This is a genomic window from Neobacillus camarae, from assembly GCF_054950115.1.
The window spans coordinates 587,146-609,571 of the sequence record NZ_JBUCKX010000004.1 but is presented as its reverse complement, the minus strand read 5'-3'; the positions used below and the strand labels follow the sequence as shown (position 1 = coordinate 609,571).

Here is a 22,426-nt window from a genome sequence, read left to right as displayed (position 1 = left end):
TGGAGGTGAAATCATGATTACAATCAATAATTTGCATAAAGCGTTCGACGGCCTCGAAGTTTTAAAAGGGATTGACCTTTCCATCCCAAAAGGGACAACCGCCGTCATCATAGGGCCGTCCGGCTCAGGAAAAACCACCTTGCTGCGCTGTTTGAACCTGCTGGAAACTCCTGATCAAGGCACAATCGAATTAGGGAACCACTCCATTCAGTTTCAATCAGGCATGAAACTGAAATCGAATAATGTGGTTGAATTTCGAAAGAATACCGGGATGGTGTTTCAAGGATACAATTTATTCCCCCATTTGACCGCCTTAGAAAATGTCATGGAAGGACAAGTCGTTGTTCTAAAAAGGTCAAAAGCCGAGGCGGAAGCTAAGGCAAGAAAACTTTTGGAAAAGGTCGGTCTGAAGGACCGGGCGGATATGTATCCCCATCAATTATCCGGCGGCCAGCAGCAGCGTGTCGGTATCGCAAGGGCGATGGCGATGGACCCGCAAGTCTTGCTGTTTGACGAACCAACTTCTGCTTTGGACCCTGAACTAGTCGGAGAAGTATTAAAGGTCATGAAGGATTTAGCTAAGGAAAATATGACGATGGTCATTGTGACACATGAAATGCAATTTGCACAAGATGTGGCAGACCAAGTCATTTTCATGGACCAAGGTGTGGTAGTTGAAAAAGGCACACCTGAAGAAGTCTTCCAAAAAACGCAAAATCCACGAACTTTACAATTTTTAAATAAAGTATCGGAGAGATAATAATCCAGGTCTAACAAGGAAGAAGCTGAACTATTCAGCTTCTTTTTTGTTTTCCAGCAAATACCTCCAGGGGTTATGATACATCTCACAGACTGACGCCCGAGAAAGGATTACTATGTGTAGGTACAACAGAATGGAGGAAATGAACATGGCACGATTTGAACAGCAGAGAAATTTTTTAAAGTCTAACTTTGTTGAATTTAAAAAAATCAGAACGGACAAAATGAACGGTTTTCCCAAACCGCCGAGCATAAAAACTTATGACCCTTCCGCATCTGTCATTGATCTCCCGGAGGTAACAGAAGATGTTGTAAAAAAACAAAATATATATGATTGCATAAAGGACAGGAGAAGCACCAGATTTTATTGTGATCAGTCCATAAGCATAGAAGAATTATCTTATTTATTGTGGGCCACCCAAGGAATAACGGGCACGACCAAATCCGGGCTGACATTGAGAACGGTCCCCTGCAGCGGCGCCACCCATACATTTGAAACGTATCTTTTCATTATGCGGGTCGACGGCATACCACAGGGAATCTATCGGTATTTGCCAGTCGAGCACAAACTTTTATTTATGTTTGAACTCGATGAAATTGACAATAAACTCGATGAGATTACGCTCGAACAGCCGTTTGTCCCTAATTTCGCCAAAAAAGCTGCTGTTGGATTTGCATGGAGCACGACCCCTTATCGCTCTGAGTGGAAATATGATATTTCTGCCCATAAAAAAATTCTTATCGATATTGGGCATGTCAGCCAGAGTCTTTATTTAGCCAGTGAATCCATCGATGCCGGAGCCTGCGCGATTGGCATTTACGACCAAAACATGGTCGATGGGATTTTACAATTGGACGGCGAAGATGAATTTGTCGTGTTCATGGGTGCAGTTGGAAAAAAACGAAAATAAGCATAAACCATAAACAGGCTGACTCGAATGGGTCAGCCTTCGTTTTCACTTACTTTTGATATTTAGATAATTTGGATGTGACAGATTCTGCTTTTCTTTGTTGTTTCACCTTCAGATTGGAGGCCCATTGGATTTTCGATTCATATTTTTGGGAATGTTCTTTGCTTACCAAGCTTTGCAGCCGGTCCCGATTCTTTTCAATCGATTCCACCAGGGCTTTCAGCCGGCGAGCAGGAAAGGACAGACCAGCTAATACCGTGGTGACCGTAGGGTCCGATTCAGTAATATAGGTTCCCTCGAATAATTCCAGCGGTTCCCCGACCGGCTCAAATATCGATGGTGCATTAATCAGTTTCGCCATTGCTTCAGGCCCTTCATAGATTAACCCGGCGCGGATAACCCCGGTGGATTCAACTGGACAGAAGATGGAGTTTAACCAGGATTGCTGGATTTTACCGGTAACATCGGCCGTGGTTTTTGCATCCGTAATGGCGGCAGAGGAGATGACAGTTACCCCTCGTGTACTGAGGATATTCATTAAATCCGTTTCATCAAAGTTCCCATAAAACGAACTCTTTTTCGTGATTTGGATCACGTGATTAATAGCTTCCATTACCTGTCGATTAGAAGATAGATAGATTTGATGTTTACTGGATTGCGGGTTGGCGCGGCGCAGCTGGTCATTGTCCACAAGGAAGACAGAAGAAAGTGAATCAATTTTTGAGATTTCCTCCAGGCATTCAGCAGCGTTAATCCGGTTGCCTGCCAGTACGTTCCGTTCAGGTACAATAGCGATTGCGCCAATTTGGACACCTGGCAGCTGGTCCAATAGAAGATCAATCAATAACGGGCTCATTCCGGACCCTGTTCCGCCATCTGTCGAGAAGGCCACCAACAGCAGACGGATATTTTTGAATGACTTTTGAACAAAGTCAACCATTTCACGGTAGTTTTCATTAACGGCTTTTAGGCCGATGGATCGGTCCTGTCCGGCACCACTGAACCCTGGAACAAAATACTTCTTTTCCACCCTGGTATTAACGGCCCCGTCGCGCTGGTTTGTATTAATCAGCGCCGCCTGATACCCCATCGTAGAAGCGATTTCTGCTATATTCCCGCCGGCTTGACCGACGCCTAAAATTCCAACTGATTTCATCCTATCCCTCCTTTTCTTACTAAAATAATACTCATGTTTTACCAAATTAGACTTGTTCATTTTAAAATGCACGAAAATAGTTGGAGATCTTTCCACAAAAAAGCCGGTCATGGGAAGAGACCCGGCCGGCAAGAAACTTTGAGTATACTTAGGACCTTAATATTATTGCCATTAAGGATTTATCATCCTTAAGGTTCCAATCGATAAAAATATCCAATACAGATTTATCAAAAATATCCTCGAACCGGCCATCCCGATGAAAATATTTCTTTTCCAGCTCATCCTTCGTAAATAGGAGTTCGGCATCAAAACCTTTTTCAAATAATGCCTTTTCAATTTGAATAAGTATACCCACTCTTTCTATTAAAACAATCGTTGGTGAAATCGGATAGGTAATGATTTTATCTGGTACCTTTTCAACCATGAAGCTAATTCGGGCGATTTCCGACTCAATCTTTTGAATATCGATATTCCCTTTAAAGTTCTCCCCGGTCGACCCTTCTAACACCAAAATAATGATGCCGGAGTTATTGGGGAAATTCCAATCCTGATAGTATTCTTTTACCTCTACTCCAAAAGTCACTTGCACAGCACCTTTTATTTCTTCCAATAGGTGATTAAAAATCTCCCTTCTGGCATGGTCTACATACTTGTTCATCCCTTGCTGCAGCAAGATACTTTCCATCGGAGTTAAAAACCCGCGCATACAGGCAACAAGATGGCTCCTCCCGATAGACGTCTGACACGTCTGAGGACCCCTGCCAAAGTTCTTTCTGATCAGCTTACTAATGTAGCTGCTTATGTATTCTTCTTTGTTATGGTCCAACACCATCTTCAGACTCCTTATTTAACAAATAAAAAAGATGCTGACTAGAAAATTCCATCTATTGTATTATGGACGAAAGCCACAAAGTTATTACTATAATGCAAAAAAAAACACATTGTATAAGGAAATCCTATTACAACATGTTTTTTCTTGTACTTTTAGATATTTCGGTTAAATACAAAAACAAGATAATTCCGATCATGCTCATAATCCCATAAAATAAACAAGTCTTCTATCTGGCGGGGAAAAAGATCCCCAAATAATGTTTTGTGCATCAAATAGCCCCGCTTAATCTCTTTTGATTGATACATTAACAAATCCAGGTTCCCTTTTTTATAAACTAACTCTTCCAGCTGCGAGAGGACCCCATTTGCTTCGATGGCACAAATATTTTGGGTGAATTTTACAATCTTTTGGTTAGAAGGACTTTTATGGTAAAGGGAGCCTACCTTTTCTACCAAATTAAACAGAGCATTCTCAAAAGGCATATTGATTTTTTTCTCTTCGTCAAAAGCACCGTTTTCCAGTAGAACCATTCCTGTATTGGTATCATAATTCCAATCATGCAGGAATGAATCAAACGATACTCCCAAAACCTCTGAAACTACCGGAAAAAATTCCTTGATTACTGCGTTAATCACAGTGGACCGGAAATTTTGCGCCAGGTATAGCTCATTATTTTCCAGAAGCACTTCTTCTGCAGGTGTTATAAAACTCCGCATGTAGACATATAGTCTCATTCCCTTAAAGGATACATAACAGGTCTCTGGTCCTTTGCCAAACCTGCGCTTTACCAGTTTGCTGAACACGCTGCTCAGATAGAGCAAATTTTCCTGAGTTGACTTAATAGTTACCCCCCCTTTCGGCAAAAAACAAAAATGGCCTAACTTCTGGGAAAGAAGTTAGGCCACGGCTAAGACGACTATTTTTATAGTTTCTTCCATTTACCAAACAATACTGAGTATTATTTTGTTTTCTGTAAAAGTTTCATATTACTTTCTGCCAATGACTGCTAGACATTAGCCATTATTATTTTACCACGATAGTTCTATGGCAAGCAAACAAATATTACGAAATGACCGGTAGTTTTACTTCAATCCTGGTTCCTTCTCCGTTACTTTCAATATGAATATTCCCGTTATGCTCTTCAATGATCTGGTAACTTACAGGCATGCCCAGTCCGGTACCATGTTCCTTGGTCGTAAAAAATGGTTCGCTGATTTGGTGGATGATGTCACCTGGAATGCCACATCCTTGATCCATTATCCGGACCCTGACCCATCCTTCATCCTGACAGGACCCTTCAATTCGAAGTACTCCTCCATTCGGCATCGACTCAATGGCGTTTTTTGTATAATTAATAAACACTTGCTTTAACTGGTTTTCGTCCCCGATTATGATTTCCTCACTGAAGCTGTACTGTTTTTCTACTTGAATATTATTTAACAGGGCCTGAGACTCCATAATGGCCAATACTTGTTCCAATAATAAGCGGATATTTAGTTTACCGTAATTCTTTTTGGTTGGTTTCGCAAGAACCATGAGTTCTTTTAAAATCACTTCAATTCTGTTAATCTCCGATTCCGCCACTTTAAAGTACATGGTTTCTCCCTTATGTTCACTCATGATTAGCTGCAAAAATCCTTTGATGGCGGTGATGGGGTTTCTGATTTCATGGGCAATGCCGGCAGCAAGCTGACCAGCCAACGCCTGCTTTTCCGCCAGCAATTCTCTTTCCCGTTTAATTAACGTAATATCATCGATTATCACATAGTTTCCAACCACTTCCCGATCAAACAGGATTGGAAAAGCTGTGACATTTACGTCCATCATTTTCCCTGATTTTATGCGGGTTTTCGAATCAAAATTGGCTAATTTCGCCCTGCTTTTCCTACGAAAAAAAGACTGATCATCATTTAAAATTTCTTCACCGAACAAGCTGCACAAAGTCAGCTCTAATAATTCAACCTCATTCACCCCCAAAAGTGTTTTACAGCAATCGTTCATATAAGCTAATTGCCCCGACATATTTACGATAAAGAAAGGGTCTGCATGATTTGATAGAACAGAGAAATAGCGGTCCACATTTACATCAATATAGATTTCCAGTAAACAATTTAGTCGTTTTATTTCCTCAATCTCCTGCTGCATTCAATCCCTCCCCAAAGTCAAAATAAAAAGCCAAAATAAGCACAGCCATTTCTGTGTCTTATTTTGGCTTAAGAATCTAGCATTCATATCTAGAAAATCATTGCCTATTCAAATTAAACCTTTGGCCTCATACAAGCTAATTTTTTTGCCAATAGATTAGAGCAATTTTCCCTATATCCAATTCTAATACTACACTTTTTTGGATAATTTTACTAGTTATTTTTTTTAATTATACAAGCTTATGGGCATACCACTTTTTCCCTTTGAACCTCATAACAAAAATGGTGCCCCGGACGCCCCACTCGACAATCATGGCAACCCAAACGCCGATGATCCCAAACCCGAAGGTAATTCCCAATAAATAACCAAGGATGACCCTTAGCAGCCACATCGACAGTAATGAGGCAACCGATGTGAAATTGGAATCTCCAGCCGCCCTTAATGCAGATGGCATATTAAAACTTGCTGGCCATAACAAGGGCTGGGCAATCGCCGATACAACAATCAGGGTAAAGATGGTTGGGACAATTTCCGCCGGTGTATGAAAAAGTTTCATTAACAAGTGGAAAAACGGCATCAAAATCACTGAAGTGGCCGCGAAAAGGATGGAGGAAAGTGCCATTAGTGATTTAGTAAATTTCCTTGCATCCTGAATGTTTTTTCTTCCTATACATTGGCCAACCACTGTCACCAAAGCAATACCTATGGCATTAGGACCGATTTGAAACAATAATGTGATTGACCCGCCTATGGCATTGGCTGTCAAGGCCAAAGTCCCCAACTGGACAATAAACGTTTGAGTCAGCAGCTTGCCCCCATTAAAGAAAATCTGTTCCGCTGCAAACGGGAGCCCGATAAACATGACTTTTTTTAAGATGGAAAAATCAAGATGGATTGCGTTTTTTATTTTAAAATGAATCGTTTCGTTGTATTTAACCACATAGACCAGCGACGCCGCCATCCCCAACAATCTGGCAGCAATCGTTGCGATAATCAGGCCTTCCACACCCAAACCCAACACAATGATTAACAATACGTTAAGGATCGTGTTAGTCAGGTTTAACAATAACGAAAGGTTCAAGCACGGCTTGGTTTCTCCTACACCCCTTAGAGCGCCCGTTACTGCTTGAAAGATGGCGATGAGCGGATAGGAGATGCAGCTTCCAATTAAATAGATCTTGGCGTTTTGCATGACATCGGCATCCGCCCTCCCAAACAAGAGGGTTAAAAGGGAAGAATGAAATATGATTACGAGTGCGCCAAGTAATACGGAAAAGAGGCTAACCGCTGATATGGCTTGGGTGGCTGTTTTCGAAACCATTTTCATGTTACCACTGCCCTTAAATTGGGCAACAATGACTGTTCCCCCTGTCGCGACCGCAATAAAAACGTTGACCAAAAAGATATTCAATGAATCTACCATACTCACAGCGCTGACAGCCGCCACACCGGCCGAGCTGACCATCGCTGTATTCAATAGGCTCATGATCACCAAAAAAGCCTGATCGACAAACAGTGGAATGATAATATCAATAATCTGTTTGTAATCTATAGAATCGCCAGTCAAATATTTATTTAGTAAAAAAACAGTCTTTTGCTTTGTCCTCAGTGTCAAAGTTTTCATATCGCTATACTTCTTTTTTGGATAGTGTCAAAAACCTTCATTAATAATACGCAATATTATAGCATGATTATCTGGAAAAAACAGTGTTTTTTCGCCTATCTAAATAAATTGTAATATTTTAACAGATCGACATTTCCTTCATACCTGCATTATGTGCAGCAATCCATAGAATGATATAAAATAGGGGTTACCAGCATACATAAGGAAGGAAGATTTGATGAGTATTACATACGAGGTACTATCCGAAGAAAATATTCATTTCATTCAGGATTTATGTAATGATTTAATGGCTTACCAAAAGTCCAAGGCATGTATTCATCCGGAATTCTTCGATAATATGAACTTTGAAACGAGAATGATCCCTTCATTGAAGAGTGCAACAGCGAATTATATCATCGTTGCCAAAGACGGCAGCGAACCGGTGGGCTATGCCTATAGCAATCTTGCTCCAAAGCACACCTACTCCGGGGGCTTTGCAACCTTAAATTGTGACGCCTTTTTCGACTTTGATTCTGTCCCAACGGAAGAAGTTGGCTGTCTGTCCCAATTCTATATCAAAGACGAATACCGAAGTTTGGGAATCGGCAGTAAATTGTTTCAGTTATCGATGGATTGGCTGCATTCATTTGACCACATAAAGGACCATTTTATATTTGTCTCAAACGGCAACGACCAGGCCTTAGAATTCTATCAGCACAAAGGCTTTAAAGTCAGCCATCAAATCCTTGATGGGTTTATAACCGTATTGAGAAATCGTTAATTTCACGAAAAATATTTTTTCAGAATACCACAGTAAAGAGGAACCTGTCTTTAGGACAGGTTCCTTTTTGTTAACTCCGCTAATAAAACAAGTTCTTAAACCATAATAGGACCGGTTTCACGCTATGTCGATAAACCCACCGTATCGGATGATAAATACAAGTCTTCCAGAGCCAGCGGACAGGGTAATAGACAAAATGCAGCCAAAGCCATTTAAGCCCTTTAAGCAGAAGCTTCACAGTTAAACCGCAAATGCGCAGAACTGGAACCAAGACCTCCCGGTAAAACCAGCGCAGGACATATTTCCAAATCAGATAAAACGGATAATAAAGGATGTAATACAAAAATGGAAAAAGCAGATAAAACCAAACAAATTTGCAAACCGGGACGAGAACCTTTCTCCAAATAAAGAAGCAAATCGAATATAAGAATTGCTGCCATATCCATCGAAAAGGAAGGTAGATTAGATAGTGCCAGATCGGAGTCAAAATGGATTTCCCGATGAATCGAAGGATTGGCAAAAAAATCGTGTCCCATAACCATTGAAGCGGTAAAGCAATCAGATAAGACCAAATGAATTTTATAGCTTGCCATAGCAAATAAAAAGGAAAATAAACAATGAAAACGATGCCCCGTAGTATATATATAATGGATGACTCGATTTCTTTCAAAAACTTCACTTCCTTGAAAAATAAACTTTCAATCTTTTATTCTACATTAAATTGGTTCGGATTGCTGGTATGAGTTCAGTAAAAATCTCATAAACAATGCCACCGAACACAACAATTGCCGGGACAATCAGCAGACCAAAAATAATGTAGGTCAGAATCATTCGGCCCCTTGTTTGGCTGAACCAGTTCGTCATTCGATGGACGAAAAAGGATAGAAGAAATCCCCCGATAATGAACAGACCGGAAAATAAACCAATTCCTAACGGGGCTTGGGGTCCAAACAGTTCGTTGTTTGGATTCGATAAAAAGAAGGGAATACCGAGGATGACTAAATTTATACATCCGTATAACAGGCCCTTACGTCCCCATCTCTTCGGCAGGAAAGAATAAATCATGGTAAAAATAATGCTGTTCGCCAGTGTAAAGCCAATTCCCACTACTACTAACATAAAAGTACCCATGAACGTCAATCCTGATGCCATTTGTGGGAATGCGAGGGCAATGATTTTCATGATTAACCGCAGCAGGAGGCCTGAAATAAGTCCCGTAACAATGGCAGCAAGAAAGCTAACCCCGAACCTGCTGGCGATTTTTGAAAATCGTACCGAGGCTGACTCTTTTACCAATGAATCGCTTTGGATTTGGCTTTTCAATAATGGCCACTCCTTTTCATTTTAAAAATGGGATCCAATGAATATGGTTTACCACCTTAATTATATTTTAATGTTCTTCATTAAGAACATGCAATAATATCTTTTTGGGAGCTGTAAGTGGCGAAAAAAAAAAGCAGGAAACCCCAATCAGGTTCCTGCTTTTGAAATGGCTGATTTATTTCCTGTACTCGGTCTTCACGAATTTCTCCAATGCGGCTAATGAGCGTTCCACTTTTTCGGTATCAATACAATAGGCCATCCGGAAATAGCCCGGACACCCGAAACTGTCGCCTGGGACCAGAATCAGGTCATATTTTAAGGCCTTCTTGCAGAATACATTGGCATCTTCCTCGAGCGCCTTTGGAAAAATGTAAAACGTCCCGTCTGGTTTGACACAGGTGAATCCCAGTTCGATTAATTTTTCATAAAGGAGATTCATATTCGTTTCGTAGACAGACATATCGGATGTCAAATCGACTACTTCTGCTACAGCCAGTTGAATTAGGGATGGCGGACAGTTATGGCCGATGCCTCTGGAAATCTGCCCGCACATGCTGACAATCGAACCGGAATCTTTGCAGGCAGGATTGACGGCAACATAGCCGATCCGCTCTCCCGGCAGCGAAAGAGATTTCGAATAAGAATAGCAGGATAGTGTGTTGTCGTAATAATTAGACACATAAATAGGCTTTGCGCCAGAAAATAAAATCTCTCGATAAGGTTCATCAGATATAATAAAAATTTCATGTCCGTATTCTTCTTGCTTTGCACGGAGAAGTTCGGCGAGTTTAGTAATGGTCTCCGAGGAATAAACAACGCCAGATGGATTGTTTGGCGAGTTTATTAGCACCGCAGCCACCTTCTCTGTCAACATTTCTTCAAACAGTGCAAAATTTATTTGAAAATCTTCTGGATTGGGTGGTACAACTTTCAAGACAGCCCCTGTTAAATCAATGTAAGGATGGTATTCAGGAAAGAATGGAGCAAATGTCAGTATTTCGTCTCCCGGTTCCGTCACACATCGTACAGCATGGGCAATCGCTCCGGCCGCACCGGATGTCATAAAAATATGATTTTCCGTATACTCCATCCCGAACCGCCGATTCAAAGAATCAGCGATTTTTCTCCTGATCGAAGGTATTCCCAAACTAGGACTATATCCGTGAAGCTCTGCAGGGCTTTTACTGGACAATAAATGGATCATTACCTGGGTAAATTCTTCCGGAACCGGAACGGAAGGATTTCCAAGGCTGTAATCAAATACGTTTTCGTAGCCGACTTCTTTTCCTCGTTCAGCGGCAAACTCTGCCAGTTCCCTGATAACTGATTTCCCTTGCAGCATCTTCTTGTATTTTTCTGCTATCATTTATTTTTCCTCCCTGATTTTATAATCCGTTGACAACATGATCTGGACGCCTTCCATTTAAGGCAGTTGCAATATTATTCCAGTTTTTCTTGTGTGCGCGGTAGAAATAACTTGTCGTAATCCCGCCAATATGAGGTGAAAATATTATTCGGTCTTCAAATTCACTTGGCAAATTCAAAAGAAGGTTATCACGGGTGGTTGGTTCCGGAGCCACCGTATCCAACCCTGCCCCTTTAATCGTGCCAGTTACTATCGCATCATAAAGGGCTTCATTGTCAACGATTTCCCCACGAGCAGTATTCACGATATAGGAAGTTGGCTTCATATGGCTTAAAAACTCACGGTTAATCATTCCCGTCGTTTCAGGAGTGACCGGACAATGAATACTGATGATATCGCAGGTACGGGCCATTTCATCCAAATCCATATACGACACATGATATTCCTCTTCCATATCTGCTGGCTTTCTGGTTTTTGTGTAATAGTATGTATCACATTCAAAAGGATCCAGTCGCTTGGCTGTTGCCTTGGCAATGTCCCCAAAACCAATCAGGCCAATTTTACAGTCAGCCAACTCGGTAATCCCCTCGACCATCATTCTTTCCTTTATTTGAATCTGATGGCCTTCCCGTTCTGTCCGGTCACCAACAAGGATGTTTCGAAGCAAGGCCAGCATTAACAGAACCGTCTGCTCGGCTACGGCACCAGCATTGGCCCCTTTGCAATTGCAGACATATATGCCTCTTTGTTTCGCTGTTTCACAGTCAATTCCGTTAAACCCTACCCCTTCTGACTGAATGATTTTCAGTTTCGGCATTTGTCGGATGACGTTTCCGGAAAGCTGCGCCATCGGATCTATCGCAATTGCGTCTGCGTCGGAGGCTGCTTGCAACAGTTCCTCATCACTTGCCCCCCTCGGGCAGAACACCATTGTAATCTGTTTCACTATATCCAGATCAGGCATGTATTTTTTATATCGGTCTTCATTTCCAATAATCAATATTTTCACTACTGTGCCCCTTTCTATAAAAAGTATATAAGATTACTATAAACCTTTTAGCAAAAAGAGAGTTAAATGTTTTTTGTTTTTTTATAAATTTAGAAATTTTCCGCATAAATACTATTTATTCAAATTATCATTTGATTTAAACTTCATGACAAATATCCTATATATTTAGTTTTGAACTTAACCAATTCTTTCATCTTTATATAATTATCCCCATATGGGAATAACTTATATCTTACCCCCAGGTTGGGTTGTATAATAGACTTTTACACAATTGTTATACACCCAAGAAGATATAATTCAATAATCTCAATTTATTTAGATGGGGCAGACTTCAATTTAGCGCAAGTATCGAATGACATTTTCACAAAAAATAACTTCAAGATAGAAAAAGCATCCAAAATCTAGTAAGATATCCACATGTAACATTAGATAAGGGGTTAAAAAAATGAGCGTATTAAATGTACAAAATTTAAGTCACGGTTTCGGTGATCGTGCGATTTTTAATGACGTGTCTTTTAGACTTTTAAAAGGAGAACACGTTGGACTTGTTGGGGCAAATGGTGAGGGTAAGTCTACTTTCATGAATATTGTGACTGGAAAGTTGCAACCCGACGAGGGGAAAGTTGAGTGGTCCCGAAAAGTTCGGGTTGGTTATTTAGATCAGCATGCTGTACTTCAAAAAGGCACTACGATGCGCGACGCATTGAGTACTGCTTTTCAATATCTTTTTGATGCTGAAGCAGAGATCAATGAGCTTTATGCCAAAATGGGTGATGAAGGCGCTGATATCGATGCATTACTTGCAGAAGTTGGAGAGCTACAAGAAACTTTAGATAGTAATGATTTCTATCGAATTAATTCAAAAGTTGAGGAAGTTGCACGTGGTCTAGGATTAGACGATGTTGGACTCGATCGAGATGTAGATGATCTTAGCGGTGGACAGCGTACGAAAGTATTGCTAGCTAAGCTCTTATTGGAAAAGCCTGAAATCCTATTACTAGACGAGCCAACCAACTATTTGGATGAACAGCATATCGAATGGTTGAAGCGCTATTTGCAGGAATATGAGAATGCATTTATCTTGATTTCACATGATATCCCATTCTTGAACAATGTTGTGAACTTAATCTATCACATGGAAAACCAAGAGTTGAATCGTTACGTTGGTGACTATGATAACTTCTTAAAAATATATGAAATGAAGAAGCAGCAGCTAGAGTCCGCTTATAAGCGTCAACAACAAGAAATTGCGGATTTGAAAGACTTTGTTGCTCGTAACAAGGCAAGTGTTGCGACTCGTAATATGGCGATGTCCCGCCAGAAGAAGCTCGACAAAATGGAAGTTATTGAATTGGGGAGAGAGAAGCCGAAACCAGAGTTTATTTTCAAAGAAGCACGTGCAGCTAGTCGTTATATTTTCACGACTGAAGATCTCGTTATTGGTTACAATGAACCACTTTCCCGCCCTCTGAATTTGAAAATGGAACGCGGACAAAAAATTGCATTCGTGGGTGCAAACGGTATAGGTAAGTCTACACTTTTAAAAAGTATTCTTGGGTTGATTGATCCGCTGGAGGGTAAAGTGGAACGTGGTGAGTATCAACACATTGGTTACTTTGAACAAGAAGTGAAACAGTCTAACTACAACACTTGTATTGAAGAGATTTGGAGCGAGTTCCCAAGTATGAATCAGGCTGAAGTCCGTGCTGCTCTTGCAAAATGTGGATTAACGACGAAACATATTGAAAGTAAAGTCGAGGTCCTTTCTGGTGGCGAAAAAGCCAAAGTTCGCTTGTGTAAAATATTAAATACAGAAACAAATATATTAATTCTAGACGAACCTACCAATCACTTGGATGTGGACGCAAAAGAAGAATTGAAGCGTGCCTTAAAGGCATATCGCGGAAGTATTGTGATGGTATCCCACGAACCTGATTTCTATCGTGAAATTGCGACCGATATTTGGAATTGTGAGGATTGGACTACGAAAGTGTTTTAAATAAAGATTAAGGGGTACCCACTGGATAAAATTCCACTTGGGTACCCCTTTTTATTAACCATCCAAAATTTTTAATAAAAATATACTTTAGATTTTTATTAAAAGCTCATCCATTCTAAAGTTAGAATCTATTTCAAAGTTAACTTTGCAACAGCTTCCACATGCACGGTATGCGGGAACAAATCAACAGGCTGTACAACCTTTAGCTCATACCCGAACGCTTCCAATTCTTTAATATCAGTAGCAAATGTATCCGGATTGCAAGAGATATAAACAATTCGTTCCGGTTTGGAACGGCCGATTCTTCTCATCACTTTTCCTCCGGCACCCGAGCGTGGAGGATCCAGCACTAATAATTCTGGATTTCCAAAGCTCTCCAACACTTCGTCAATGCCTTTTCGCGCATCTCTAGCCAAGAAATAGGTGTTGATTATTCCATTATCACTGGCGTTTCGTTTCGCCGATTCAATCGAACTCTCGACAATTTCAATGCCGGCCATTTTTCCCACGCGGCTGGCAAATGGCAGCGAGAAAGTACCGACACCGCAGAAAAGGTCAATCATACTTTCCGTATTCTTCGGCTGGCCCATTTCCAACGCTAAATCCACCAGCTTTTGAGCCTGTGTCGGGTTGGTTTGGAAAAACGTATCAAACCAAAGACGGTAACGGTAGCCGCTCATTTCGTCATAAATAAAGTCTCGGCCGGCTAAAATATTTGTATTTTCCGATTGTGTGCGGTCAGCCCAGTCCGTGTTTTCAAGCCATAACAGGCTCTCCACCTGAGGGAACTTTTGTACAATTCGTTTTACTAAATCGTCCGCAGCCTGCTGGTGCACTTCAGGTGCCTCGGTTGCAAATAAAGCCAGCATCATTTCCCCTGTCGCAAATGACTGTCTGACCATCAAATGGCGCAGCAGGCCTTCATGCAAGTCTTTGTTGTACCCGGTCAGTTGATGCTCTTTTGCCCATGCTGCCACTTCCATGGCTGCTTCGACCATTTCTTTCCCAGCAATTAAGCAGGATTCAAGGGAGATAATTTTTCTAAAGTTGCCTTGCTCATGAAGTCCCAGCGAACCATCGGGTGCGAATGTAAACTCCATTTTATTGCGGTAATGCCAAGGATCATTCATGCCAATCGTGTCTTTCACAAGATTTGGGTCAAATCCTTGTGATTCAACTGCTTGTTTCACATGGAACGTCTTCTGATTTAATTGTCCCTGGTAATCCCAATGCTGCCATACACAACCACCGCACGTTTCGAAGTGAGGGCAGGCTGGTCCAATTCTTTCCGGATGCGTCTCGAGGATTTCATCCGGCATTGCTTTTCTTCTTCTGCGATCCGGCTTGTCCACAGTTACTCGGACTTTTTCCCCAGGCAGCGTTTGCGGGATGGTAAGTCTTAACTTACGCTTGTTGCCCTGTTCATTTTCAAGCCATACATTCACTTGACCTGAACCTTTTTCATCTAATTTTTTTATCTCAACAACCATTTCTTCTGGTTTCGTTATAGTCAATTTCTTTTACCTCCTCAAAAAAAAGGAATTCATAAACAATCATTATACTTCAATTAACATCACTAAACTAGTATATCGGACAAAGAAACAAATGGGAATATCACATACTTAGCAGTTTTCGGTAACATATTATACTTTTTTCCATATTGTTTAATAGTTAGACAAAATAACACAATAAAAGCCGGGAACTAGTCCCGGCTTTTACTTTTTATAGGTTTTCTCCATTAGTTGCAATCACATCTTTATACCAGAAGAATGATTTCTTTCGACTGCGTTCCATTGTTCCGCTGCCGTCGTCATGCTTGTCGACATAGATGAAACCATAACGTTTGGAATATTCACCAGATGATGCACTGACAAGGTCAATACAGCCCCAGCTGGTGTACCCCATCAAGTCAACGCCATCCTCGATTGCTTCACCCATCGCTTTAACGTGTTCACGAAGGTAATCAATACGGTAATCGTCGTTGATAGAGCCGTCTTCTTCAACCTTATCATATGCGCCTAAGCCGTTTTCTACGACAAACAAAGGTACTCGATAACGGTCATAAAGCTTGTTTAAAGAAATGCGCAGTCCTTCAGGGTCAATTTCCCAGCCCCAGTCGCTGGCTTTCAAGAATGGGTTCTTCACGCCGCCAATCATATTACCTTGGCCAATTTCTTCAGCTGTCTTATTCTTTTTCTCGGTACGGGACATATAGTAGCTGAAACCGATATAGTCCACTGTCCCTTCCTTGATTAATTCAAGGTCGCCAGGCTGAATTTCCAGGTTGATATTGTGCTCTTTAAAGTAGCGTTTAATGAACGCTGGATATTCGCCGCGCACCTGAACATCACCGCAGAAGAAGTTGAATATGCGCTCTTGATCAAGGGCATACATGACATTTTCAGGGTTGCAATCAAAGGAATACGTCGGTGCGAAAATGATCATACAGCCGATTTGTGATCCAGGAATGATTTCATGTCCAAGTTTAACCGCTTTGGCACTTGCAAGAAATTGGTGATGATAGGCCTGGAATGTTGGCTGATACTTGTCTTCTTCCTTTTGAATCGCAAAACCAAGGCCCATGATTGGCATCATTAAGCCGCTGTTGATTTCGTTAAACGTCATCCAGTATTTTACCTTGTTTTTATAACGGTTGAAAATCGCCGTGACATAGCGTTCAAAGAAGGTCACCACTTCACGGTTTCTCCAGCCGCCATACTCTTTAACAAGGGTTACTGGCATTTCGTAGTGGGAAATCGTCACTACCGGTTCGATACCGTATTTATGAAGCTCGTCAAATACTCGGTCATAGAACGCCAAACCATCTTCATTCGGCTCGAGCTCATCCCCTCTTGGGAAAATCCGTGTCCACGCGATAGACATCCGGAATGCCTTGAAGCCCATTTCAGCAAACAAGGCAATATCCTCTTTATAACGATGATAAAAATCAATACCCTCGTGGTTTGGATAATATTTATCCGGATCAATTTCAAAATTAAATCCAGGCTCTGCCAGAATGCTTAGACGCTGTTTACCACCAGGCAGGACATCGGCAATATTTAAACCTTTGCCGCCTTCATGAAATCCACCCTCCATTTGGTTGGCTGCTGTCGCACCGCCCCATAAAAAACCTTCAGGGAACTTGTATGCCATGGTTTACTCCTCCATTCTTTCCGCTCTTTATTTTGCTAAATCATTGGTGCTTAATACTTCCGCTAGAGAAGCAATTGCGGCATCCTCATCACTGCCGTTGGCAATCACTTTGATCTCCGCTCCTTCACGGACTCCAAGAGACATTACGCCCATGATGGATTTTAAATTAACCGCTTTTCCGTTGTACTCCAATTTGACTTCGGAATCAAATTTGCTTGCTGCCTGTACCAAGACAGTTGCCGGTCTTGCATGAATTCCTGCTGGATCGATTACTTTAAATGTTTTTTCTGCCATGTTGCATTTCTCCTTTCAAATTAAAAAACCTAAATAAGCATGCCTTGGGTAGACCAATAGCATTCTTATTTAGGTTTTGCCTGCCGGACAGTAACAATCCTTAAAAATTAGATTAAATTTTAAAGTTGCTCACCATTTGAGGCGATAACTTCTTTATACCATTTAAAGCTCTTTTTCTCAAGTCTTTTGAGTGTGCCTTTTCCCTCATTGTCCCGGTCCACGTAAATATAACCGTATCGTTTCTTCATTTCACCGGTACCGGCGCTCACCAAGTCAATCGGTCCCCAACTGGTGTAACCAAGGATCTCAACGCCATCTTTAATCGCTTCGCCCATGGCAGCGATGTGTTTTTTCAAGTAATCAATGCGGTAGTCGTCGTTGATTTCTCCTTCAGAAGTCACTTCGTCAACCGCACCGAGACCATTTTCGACAATAAACAAAGGCTTTTGATAGCGGTCATGCAGCTGATTGGCAGTAATTCGCAAGCCTTTCGGGTCAATCGTCCAGCCCCAATCGGATTTTTCAAGGTAAGGATTTTCAATGGATCCGAACACGTTGCCTCCCGTCACATTTTTCAGCACCTCAGGGTCGGTGCTGGCGGTGCGGCTGGCATAATAACTGAACCCAATATAATCAACCGTGCCCTCTTCCAGAAGCTCTAAGTCGCCTTCTTCCATTTGGATATCTAAATGATTTTCCTCGAAAAATCTTAGAGCGTAACCAGGATATTTTCCTCGAGACTGTACATCAATGAAGAAAAAGTTTTCCCGGTCTTTGTTCATTGCCTCAAAAACATCATCTGGGTTACATGTGTAGGAATAGGTTTGTCCAGCTGCCAGCATACAGCCAATCTTGGCATCCGGAATGATTTTGTGAGCTGCCTTCACCGCAAGGGCGCTTGCCACAAGCTGATGGTGCGCTGCTTGATACTTGATTTGATTTTGGTCTTCCCCTTCCTTGAAAACAAGGCCGGCTCCTACGAACGGCAGGTGAAGCAGCATGTTGATTTCGTTGAAGGTCATCCAATATTTCACTTTATCTTTATATCGTTTAAAAAGTGTAGTCGCATACGTTTCAAAAAACTTAACCAACTTGCGGTTCCGCCAGCTTCCGTACCGTTCCACAAGGGAAACTGGAATATCAAAGTGAGCAATTGTCACAACCGGCTGGATCCCGTATTTTAACAACTCATCAAATAAATCATCATAAAATTTCAGGCCGGCTTCGTTCGGAGTTTCATCGTCGCCGTTAGGGAAAATACGCGCCCATGAAATGGATAGACGAAGCGCTTTGAAGCCCATTTTAGCAAACAGGGCAATATCTTCTTTATATCTATGGTAAAAATCAATCGCTTCATGAGAAGGATAAAATTCTCCCTCAACTGGATTGAAAGAATCAAGATTACCTTGAGCAATCTCCCAACGCTTTTTCCCTGTTGGCAGTAGGTCTACAGTAGTCAGACCCTTGCCACCTTCAAGGTATGCTCCCTCTGCTTGATTGGCAGCAATCGCGCCGCCCCATAAGAATCCTTCAGGAAAAGTTGATTTTGTCATATGTTAAACTCCTCTCTAACATAGAAGGAAAGCAACCAATTGCTTTCCTTCTCATTTACTATTTGTTATTATGCTTGGATTAATAATTCTCCGGCTTTTAGTTGTTTTTTCTCTGTAGTAACAATTTTGTATTGATCTGGGTTAGTTACAACAACCGGAGTGGTTACAGGATAACCAGCAGCTTTAATGGCCTCGATATCAAATTCAATTAATAGTTGTCCTTTTTCTACACGCGCACCTTGTTTTGTGTGTGCAGTAAAGTGTTGTCCGTTTAACTGTACAGTGTCCATACCGATGTGAACCAATAGTTCTGCGCCATCATCAGTAGTAATACCAATCGCATGGTTAGTTGGGAAAAGAACTGAAACGGTTCCAGATACCGGCGAAACCAATTTTCCTTCTGACGGTTCGATTGCCACACCTTTACCAAGTGCACCTGAAGCGAAGGCAGCATCTTCAATTTCAGATAATGCCATTACATTCCCTGTTAATGGGCTTGCCACAACTAAATTTGCAACTTTTACATCTGTAGTATTAGCTTGTACTTTCTCATTACCAGATGGTTGACCAGCATCTTTTTCTTTTCCCATACCGAATAGGTATGTTAGAACAAATCCTACTACAAAACTTACTACTATTGAAATAATGGATCCCCAGAATGCCATACCAAGACTTGAGCCTGGTTTGATAAAGGCCGGTATAACGAATACTCCCATTCCGCCGAACATCCATAGTTTACCTGCAGTTGCACCGATAACAGCACCGCCGACACCACCACCGATACAGCTCATGATGAATGGCTTTTTAAGTGGTAAAGTAACACCGTAAATGGCTGGTTCTGTTACACCAAAAATACCGGAAATGAATGCTGGAATACTTAGAGATTTCAAAGATTTGTTTTTCGTCCTTAGCATAACCGCTAAAACCGCACCGATTTGGGCAAAACATACCATAACGGTGGTAGCTAGAATTGGGTCGAACTTCATTGTTGCGATATTGTTCATGGCGATTGGAACAAGACCCCAGTGAAGGCCAAACATTACAAATACTTGCCAGAAACCTCCGAGAAGTAAGCCAGCCACAACAGGGCTTACATTATAGAGCCAAATGGTTGCAGAACCTAGCAGGCTGCCAGCCCAAGTAGAAACTGGTCCGATGATTAGGAAGGTTAATGGAACCATGATTAAAATCGTAAAGAATGGAACTAAGAATGTTTTTACAACGTCTGGAATGATCTTTTTTAAGCCTTTTTCAACTTTTGTAGCAACAAAAGCAGAAAGGATAATCGGAATAACACTTGATGCATAGCTCATTAAAATAACAGGAATTCCTAAGAATTTAATGTATACGGCTGATTCAAAGATGGTACCTTTGAAGAGTGTGGTTAGGGCATCACCTGTTGTCAATGTTGATAATGTTGGGTGCACAAGTGCGGCTGCAATCGCCATACCAACAAACGGTGTACCTCCAAATTTCTTCATTGCTGTGTAGCCCAAGAAAATTGGCAAGAAGTTAAATAAACCATCGCCAGCAATATTCAATATGTTATACGTTCCTGAAGTCGCTTCCACCCAATGCAACGCTAAAACTAATGCCGCAAGACCTTTAATCATACCTGTTGCGGCTAAAACGCCAAGCACCGGAGTGAACACGCCTGAAATCATGTCTATGAATCTAGCGCCCAAGCCAAGTTTTTCTCCACTATCTGAGCCATCGTTATCAACAGGACCGCCGCCGCTTAAATTTCCTACCGCTAAAACAGCTGCATATACATCTGGAACGTGGTTACCGATAACAACCTGGTACTGTCCGCCGCTTTTCATTACAGTCACGACGCCATCCATATTTTTCAAAACTTCTGTATTGGCTTTTCCTTCATCTTTTAACTTAAACCGTAGCCGGGTCACACAGTGAACCACACTGTTAACGTTTTCACGTCCGCCGACATTTTGGATTATATCTTTGGCTAATTGCTCGTATTTCATGTTTGTACCTTCTTCCAATGTTTTTTAGAAATAAAAAACCTGATCCAGATTTGAATTCACACACTGGATGTATGTGTTTTCAATCTAGATCAGGTTATGCCCTTTACAGGTAACATTCCTTCGAAGAAATCATATTAAACTTTATATTGAGATAATAACACGCTTACATTTAGCTGTCAACGTTTTCATATGAAATATTTTTTATTTTTTTCCATCCTCATTTTTATTGAGCTGATGCCTGTTTGTCACCCTGTGAATATGGACCGTCAAGTAGATTTCTTCATCCCTGGACAGACTCCATTTAAAGTTGCTTTCTAAATAGGTAGCGATTTTTTGGGTACAATTAAATGCTTCAGTGTACTTGTGGGCGATCTGCTCATAGAAAAATTCATCAATGGTATCATCAAGCTTTTCTCTTCTTACAAAGCGAACTGCAAAGAACCGCAAATGGGTTAAAAATCGCTCGTAATTTAACGAGCTTTCGTCCAGTTCCATTTTGAAATGGTATTTCACAATGTTAAGGATCGTATTCACCATTTCAGTCACTTGAATAGCCGTCGCCATATTTTCACCAGAAAGCTGGCTGTTAACCAAATGCAGTGCAATTGCTGCCGCTTCGTCTTCTCCAAGCCGCACTCCTGTACCTTCTTCAATGATATCGAGCGCTTGTAACCCTACTTGGTATTCTTGCTTATAATATTTGCGAATTTCCCACTGCAATGGATTCTTGAGCTCAATCCCCTGTTTATGCCGGCTGATGGCAAAACTTAAGTGGTCGGTCAGTGCGACATATAAATAATCATCCAATTTGTACGAAAGCCGGGACTGGGCATATTCAATAATTTTGGATGAGATATTCAAATATTGCTCTGGTGTTTCTTTCAACAATTTAGCCAGTTTTTCCGTCATTCCATGGGTCTCAAGGACAAAGGTCTTCTCTATTTGGGATGCATCAATCTCCTGGCCGATTTTTTTCTGGAAGGCCAGTCCTCTGCCCATGACCACGACTTCTTGGTTTCCTGAATTAGTTGACACGACGACATTATTATTTAAGATTTTTTTTATTTCCATATCGCACTCGTCCTTGATTAATGTATTAAAAAACAAACCTAAATTTGCAAATGAGATTGAAAATGTAATCCTTCACAAATTTAGGTTTTGCCTGCAGAGCAGTAACAATCCGTTTTTTATGGTAAATAATATTTGATTTTATACTTCCTTATCTTTGACTGTCAATCATTTTTTGCAAAATTTGTCGAATTCACTCATTTTTTCTTAGTTAAATTGAACTCTAATAAACAAAAGGCTCCCCTGAAAATAAACGAGCTTAAATAAAGAACAAACATTATTGACAAGTTTGCTTATTTCCATGACCCATGGTGCAATTTTTGTTGCACGGGTGTCTCTGTTGAATAAGGCTGTTGATTTCCGCTCCAGGCGCTCTCTTTCCGCGGGATACGGGAGCTTCCCCGGTCTCCGTATCCCGCAGGAGTAGAGCTTATCCGCTCCAATCAACAGAGTTTTATAAATCAACAATATCACTTAACAGAGCCAAAC

18 protein-coding genes are annotated in these 22,426 nt (G+C 41.2%); 4 read left to right on the top strand and 14 right to left on the bottom strand.

The genetic code is table 11. The features are described 5' to 3' along the window. The first annotated feature begins 13 nt into the window (after window positions 1–13). Both ACY8D0_RS24310 and ACY8D0_RS24305 read left to right on the top strand, forming a co-directional pair. A complete protein-coding gene (locus tag ACY8D0_RS24310; RefSeq protein WP_462413022.1) occupies window positions 14–760 on the top strand; it encodes an amino acid ABC transporter ATP-binding protein in 747 nt (248 codons plus the stop codon). Window positions 761–908: 148 nt separating this feature from the next. Beyond that, window positions 909–1,670, top strand: coding sequence for a SagB/ThcOx family dehydrogenase (locus ACY8D0_RS24305; protein ID WP_462413021.1), 762 nt, complete (start codon window positions 909–911; stop codon window positions 1,668–1,670). Window positions 1,671–1,719: 49 nt separating this feature from the next. On the opposite strand, the gene ACY8D0_RS24300 is transcribed toward ACY8D0_RS24305, so the two are convergent. The 5 genes from ACY8D0_RS24300 to ACY8D0_RS24280 form a co-directional block, all read right to left on the bottom strand. Next, window positions 1,720–2,826 carry an FtsZ/tubulin family protein gene (locus ACY8D0_RS24300; protein WP_462413020.1) on the bottom strand — a complete coding sequence of 369 codons (1,107 nt, stop codon included), beginning with the start codon at window positions 2,824–2,826 and terminating at the stop codon, window positions 1,720–1,722. Between the two features lie 148 nt (window positions 2,827–2,974). Further along, entirely contained in the window at window positions 2,975–3,658 is a 684-nt protein-coding gene (locus tag ACY8D0_RS24295) for a Na-translocating system protein MpsC family protein (RefSeq protein WP_462413019.1), read from the bottom strand. 152 nt (window positions 3,659–3,810) lie between these two features. Beyond that, complete coding sequence (locus ACY8D0_RS24290; RefSeq protein WP_462413018.1) at window positions 3,811–4,461, bottom strand: Na-translocating system protein MpsC family protein; 651 nt, start codon at window positions 4,459–4,461, stop codon at window positions 3,811–3,813. 259 nt (window positions 4,462–4,720) lie between these two features. Then, a complete protein-coding gene (locus tag ACY8D0_RS24285) occupies window positions 4,721–5,803 on the bottom strand; it encodes an ATP-binding protein (RefSeq protein WP_462413017.1) in 1,083 nt (360 codons plus the stop codon). Between the two features lie 229 nt (window positions 5,804–6,032). Then, complete coding sequence (locus tag ACY8D0_RS24280) at window positions 6,033–7,427, bottom strand: MATE family efflux transporter (protein ID WP_462413016.1); 1,395 nt, start codon at window positions 7,425–7,427, stop codon at window positions 6,033–6,035. 217 nt (window positions 7,428–7,644) lie between these two features. Here ACY8D0_RS24280 and ACY8D0_RS24275 point away from each other — a divergent pair, with 217 nt between their 5' ends. Beyond that, complete coding sequence (locus tag ACY8D0_RS24275) at window positions 7,645–8,187, top strand: GNAT family N-acetyltransferase (RefSeq protein WP_462413015.1); 543 nt, start codon at window positions 7,645–7,647, stop codon at window positions 8,185–8,187. 711 nt (window positions 8,188–8,898) lie between these two features. On the opposite strand, the gene ACY8D0_RS24270 is transcribed toward ACY8D0_RS24275, so the two are convergent. The 3 genes from ACY8D0_RS24270 to ACY8D0_RS24260 all read right to left on the bottom strand — a co-directional run bounded on the left by ACY8D0_RS24270 (window position 8,899) and on the right by ACY8D0_RS24260 (window position 11,885). After that, on the bottom strand, window positions 8,899–9,510 hold the full coding sequence (locus tag ACY8D0_RS24270; RefSeq protein ID WP_462413014.1) for a hypothetical protein: 612 nt from the start codon (window positions 9,508–9,510) through the stop codon (window positions 8,899–8,901). A gap of 175 nt (window positions 9,511–9,685) precedes the next feature. Next, window positions 9,686–10,876: a pyridoxal phosphate-dependent aminotransferase gene (locus tag ACY8D0_RS24265; RefSeq protein ID WP_462413013.1), complete on the bottom strand. Its 1,191-nt coding sequence runs from the start codon at window positions 10,874–10,876 to the stop codon at window positions 9,686–9,688. A 19-nt stretch (window positions 10,877–10,895) separates the two neighbouring features. Continuing rightward, entirely contained in the window at window positions 10,896–11,885 is a 990-nt protein-coding gene (locus ACY8D0_RS24260) for an NAD(P)-dependent oxidoreductase (RefSeq protein WP_462413012.1), read from the bottom strand. Window positions 11,886–12,330: 445 nt separating this feature from the next. On the opposite strand from ACY8D0_RS24260, the gene ACY8D0_RS24255 reads away from it, so the two are divergent. After that, complete coding sequence (locus ACY8D0_RS24255) at window positions 12,331–13,884, top strand: ABC-F family ATP-binding cassette domain-containing protein (RefSeq protein ID WP_462413011.1); 1,554 nt, start codon at window positions 12,331–12,333, stop codon at window positions 13,882–13,884. Window positions 13,885–14,012: 128 nt separating this feature from the next. On the opposite strand, the gene rlmD is transcribed toward ACY8D0_RS24255, so the two are convergent. The 6 genes from rlmD to licT all read right to left on the bottom strand — a co-directional run bounded on the left by rlmD (window position 14,013) and on the right by licT (window position 21,940). Continuing rightward, entirely contained in the window at window positions 14,013–15,374 is a 1,362-nt protein-coding gene (gene rlmD / locus ACY8D0_RS24250; RefSeq protein WP_462413168.1) for a 23S rRNA (uracil(1939)-C(5))-methyltransferase RlmD, read from the bottom strand. 232 nt (window positions 15,375–15,606) lie between these two features. Further along, a complete protein-coding gene (locus ACY8D0_RS24245) occupies window positions 15,607–17,037 on the bottom strand; it encodes a glycoside hydrolase family 1 protein (RefSeq protein WP_462413010.1) in 1,431 nt (476 codons plus the stop codon). A gap of 27 nt (window positions 17,038–17,064) precedes the next feature. After that, the gene (locus tag ACY8D0_RS24240) at window positions 17,065–17,331 is read right to left on the bottom strand and encodes a phosphocarrier protein HPr (RefSeq protein WP_462413009.1); all 267 of its coding nucleotides are present in this window, start codon (window positions 17,329–17,331) and stop codon (window positions 17,065–17,067) included. Window positions 17,332–17,450: 119 nt separating this feature from the next. Continuing rightward, on the bottom strand, window positions 17,451–18,884 hold the full coding sequence (locus ACY8D0_RS24235; RefSeq protein WP_462413008.1) for a 6-phospho-beta-glucosidase: 1,434 nt from the start codon (window positions 18,882–18,884) through the stop codon (window positions 17,451–17,453). Between the two features lie 68 nt (window positions 18,885–18,952). Continuing rightward, window positions 18,953–20,869, bottom strand: coding sequence for a beta-glucoside-specific PTS transporter subunit IIABC (locus ACY8D0_RS24230; RefSeq protein WP_462413007.1), 1,917 nt, complete (start codon window positions 20,867–20,869; stop codon window positions 18,953–18,955). A gap of 201 nt (window positions 20,870–21,070) precedes the next feature. Further along, entirely contained in the window at window positions 21,071–21,940 is an 870-nt protein-coding gene (gene licT / locus ACY8D0_RS24225) for a BglG family transcription antiterminator LicT (protein WP_462413006.1), read from the bottom strand. Window positions 21,941–22,426 lie beyond the last annotated feature (486 nt).

Bases quoted from the DNA above. Each gene is read 5' to 3' on its own strand.
- licT (WP_462413006.1), bottom strand. From the start codon at position 21,940: ATGGAAATAAAAAAAATCTTAAATAATAATGTCGTCGTGTCAACTAAT.
- ACY8D0_RS24300 (WP_462413020.1), bottom strand. From the start codon at position 2,826: ATGAAATCAGTTGGAATTTTAGGCGTCGGTCAAGCCGGCGGGAATATA.
- ACY8D0_RS24280 (WP_462413016.1), bottom strand. From the start codon at position 7,427: ATGAAAACTTTGACACTGAGGACAAAGCAAAAGACTGTTTTTTTACTA.
- ACY8D0_RS24235 (WP_462413008.1), bottom strand. From the start codon at position 18,884: ATGACAAAATCAACTTTTCCTGAAGGATTCTTATGGGGCGGCGCGATT.
- ACY8D0_RS24240 (WP_462413009.1), bottom strand. From the start codon at position 17,331: ATGGCAGAAAAAACATTTAAAGTAATCGATCCAGCAGGAATTCATGCA.
- ACY8D0_RS24275 (WP_462413015.1), top strand. From the start codon at position 7,645: ATGAGTATTACATACGAGGTACTATCCGAAGAAAATATTCATTTCATT.
- ACY8D0_RS24245 (WP_462413010.1), bottom strand. From the start codon at position 17,037: ATGGCATACAAGTTCCCTGAAGGTTTTTTATGGGGCGGTGCGACAGCA.
- rlmD (WP_462413168.1), bottom strand. From the start codon at position 15,374: ATGGTTGTTGAGATAAAAAAATTAGATGAAAAAGGTTCAGGTCAAGTG.
- ACY8D0_RS24230 (WP_462413007.1), bottom strand. From the start codon at position 20,869: ATGAAATACGAGCAATTAGCCAAAGATATAATCCAAAATGTCGGCGGA.
- ACY8D0_RS24305 (WP_462413021.1), top strand. From the start codon at position 909: ATGGCACGATTTGAACAGCAGAGAAATTTTTTAAAGTCTAACTTTGTT.
- ACY8D0_RS24285 (WP_462413017.1), bottom strand. From the start codon at position 5,803: ATGCAGCAGGAGATTGAGGAAATAAAACGACTAAATTGTTTACTGGAA.
- ACY8D0_RS24310 (WP_462413022.1), top strand. From the start codon at position 14: ATGATTACAATCAATAATTTGCATAAAGCGTTCGACGGCCTCGAAGTT.
- ACY8D0_RS24295 (WP_462413019.1), bottom strand. From the start codon at position 3,658: ATGGTGTTGGACCATAACAAAGAAGAATACATAAGCAGCTACATTAGT.
- ACY8D0_RS24265 (WP_462413013.1), bottom strand. From the start codon at position 10,876: ATGATAGCAGAAAAATACAAGAAGATGCTGCAAGGGAAATCAGTTATC.
- ACY8D0_RS24255 (WP_462413011.1), top strand. From the start codon at position 12,331: ATGAGCGTATTAAATGTACAAAATTTAAGTCACGGTTTCGGTGATCGT.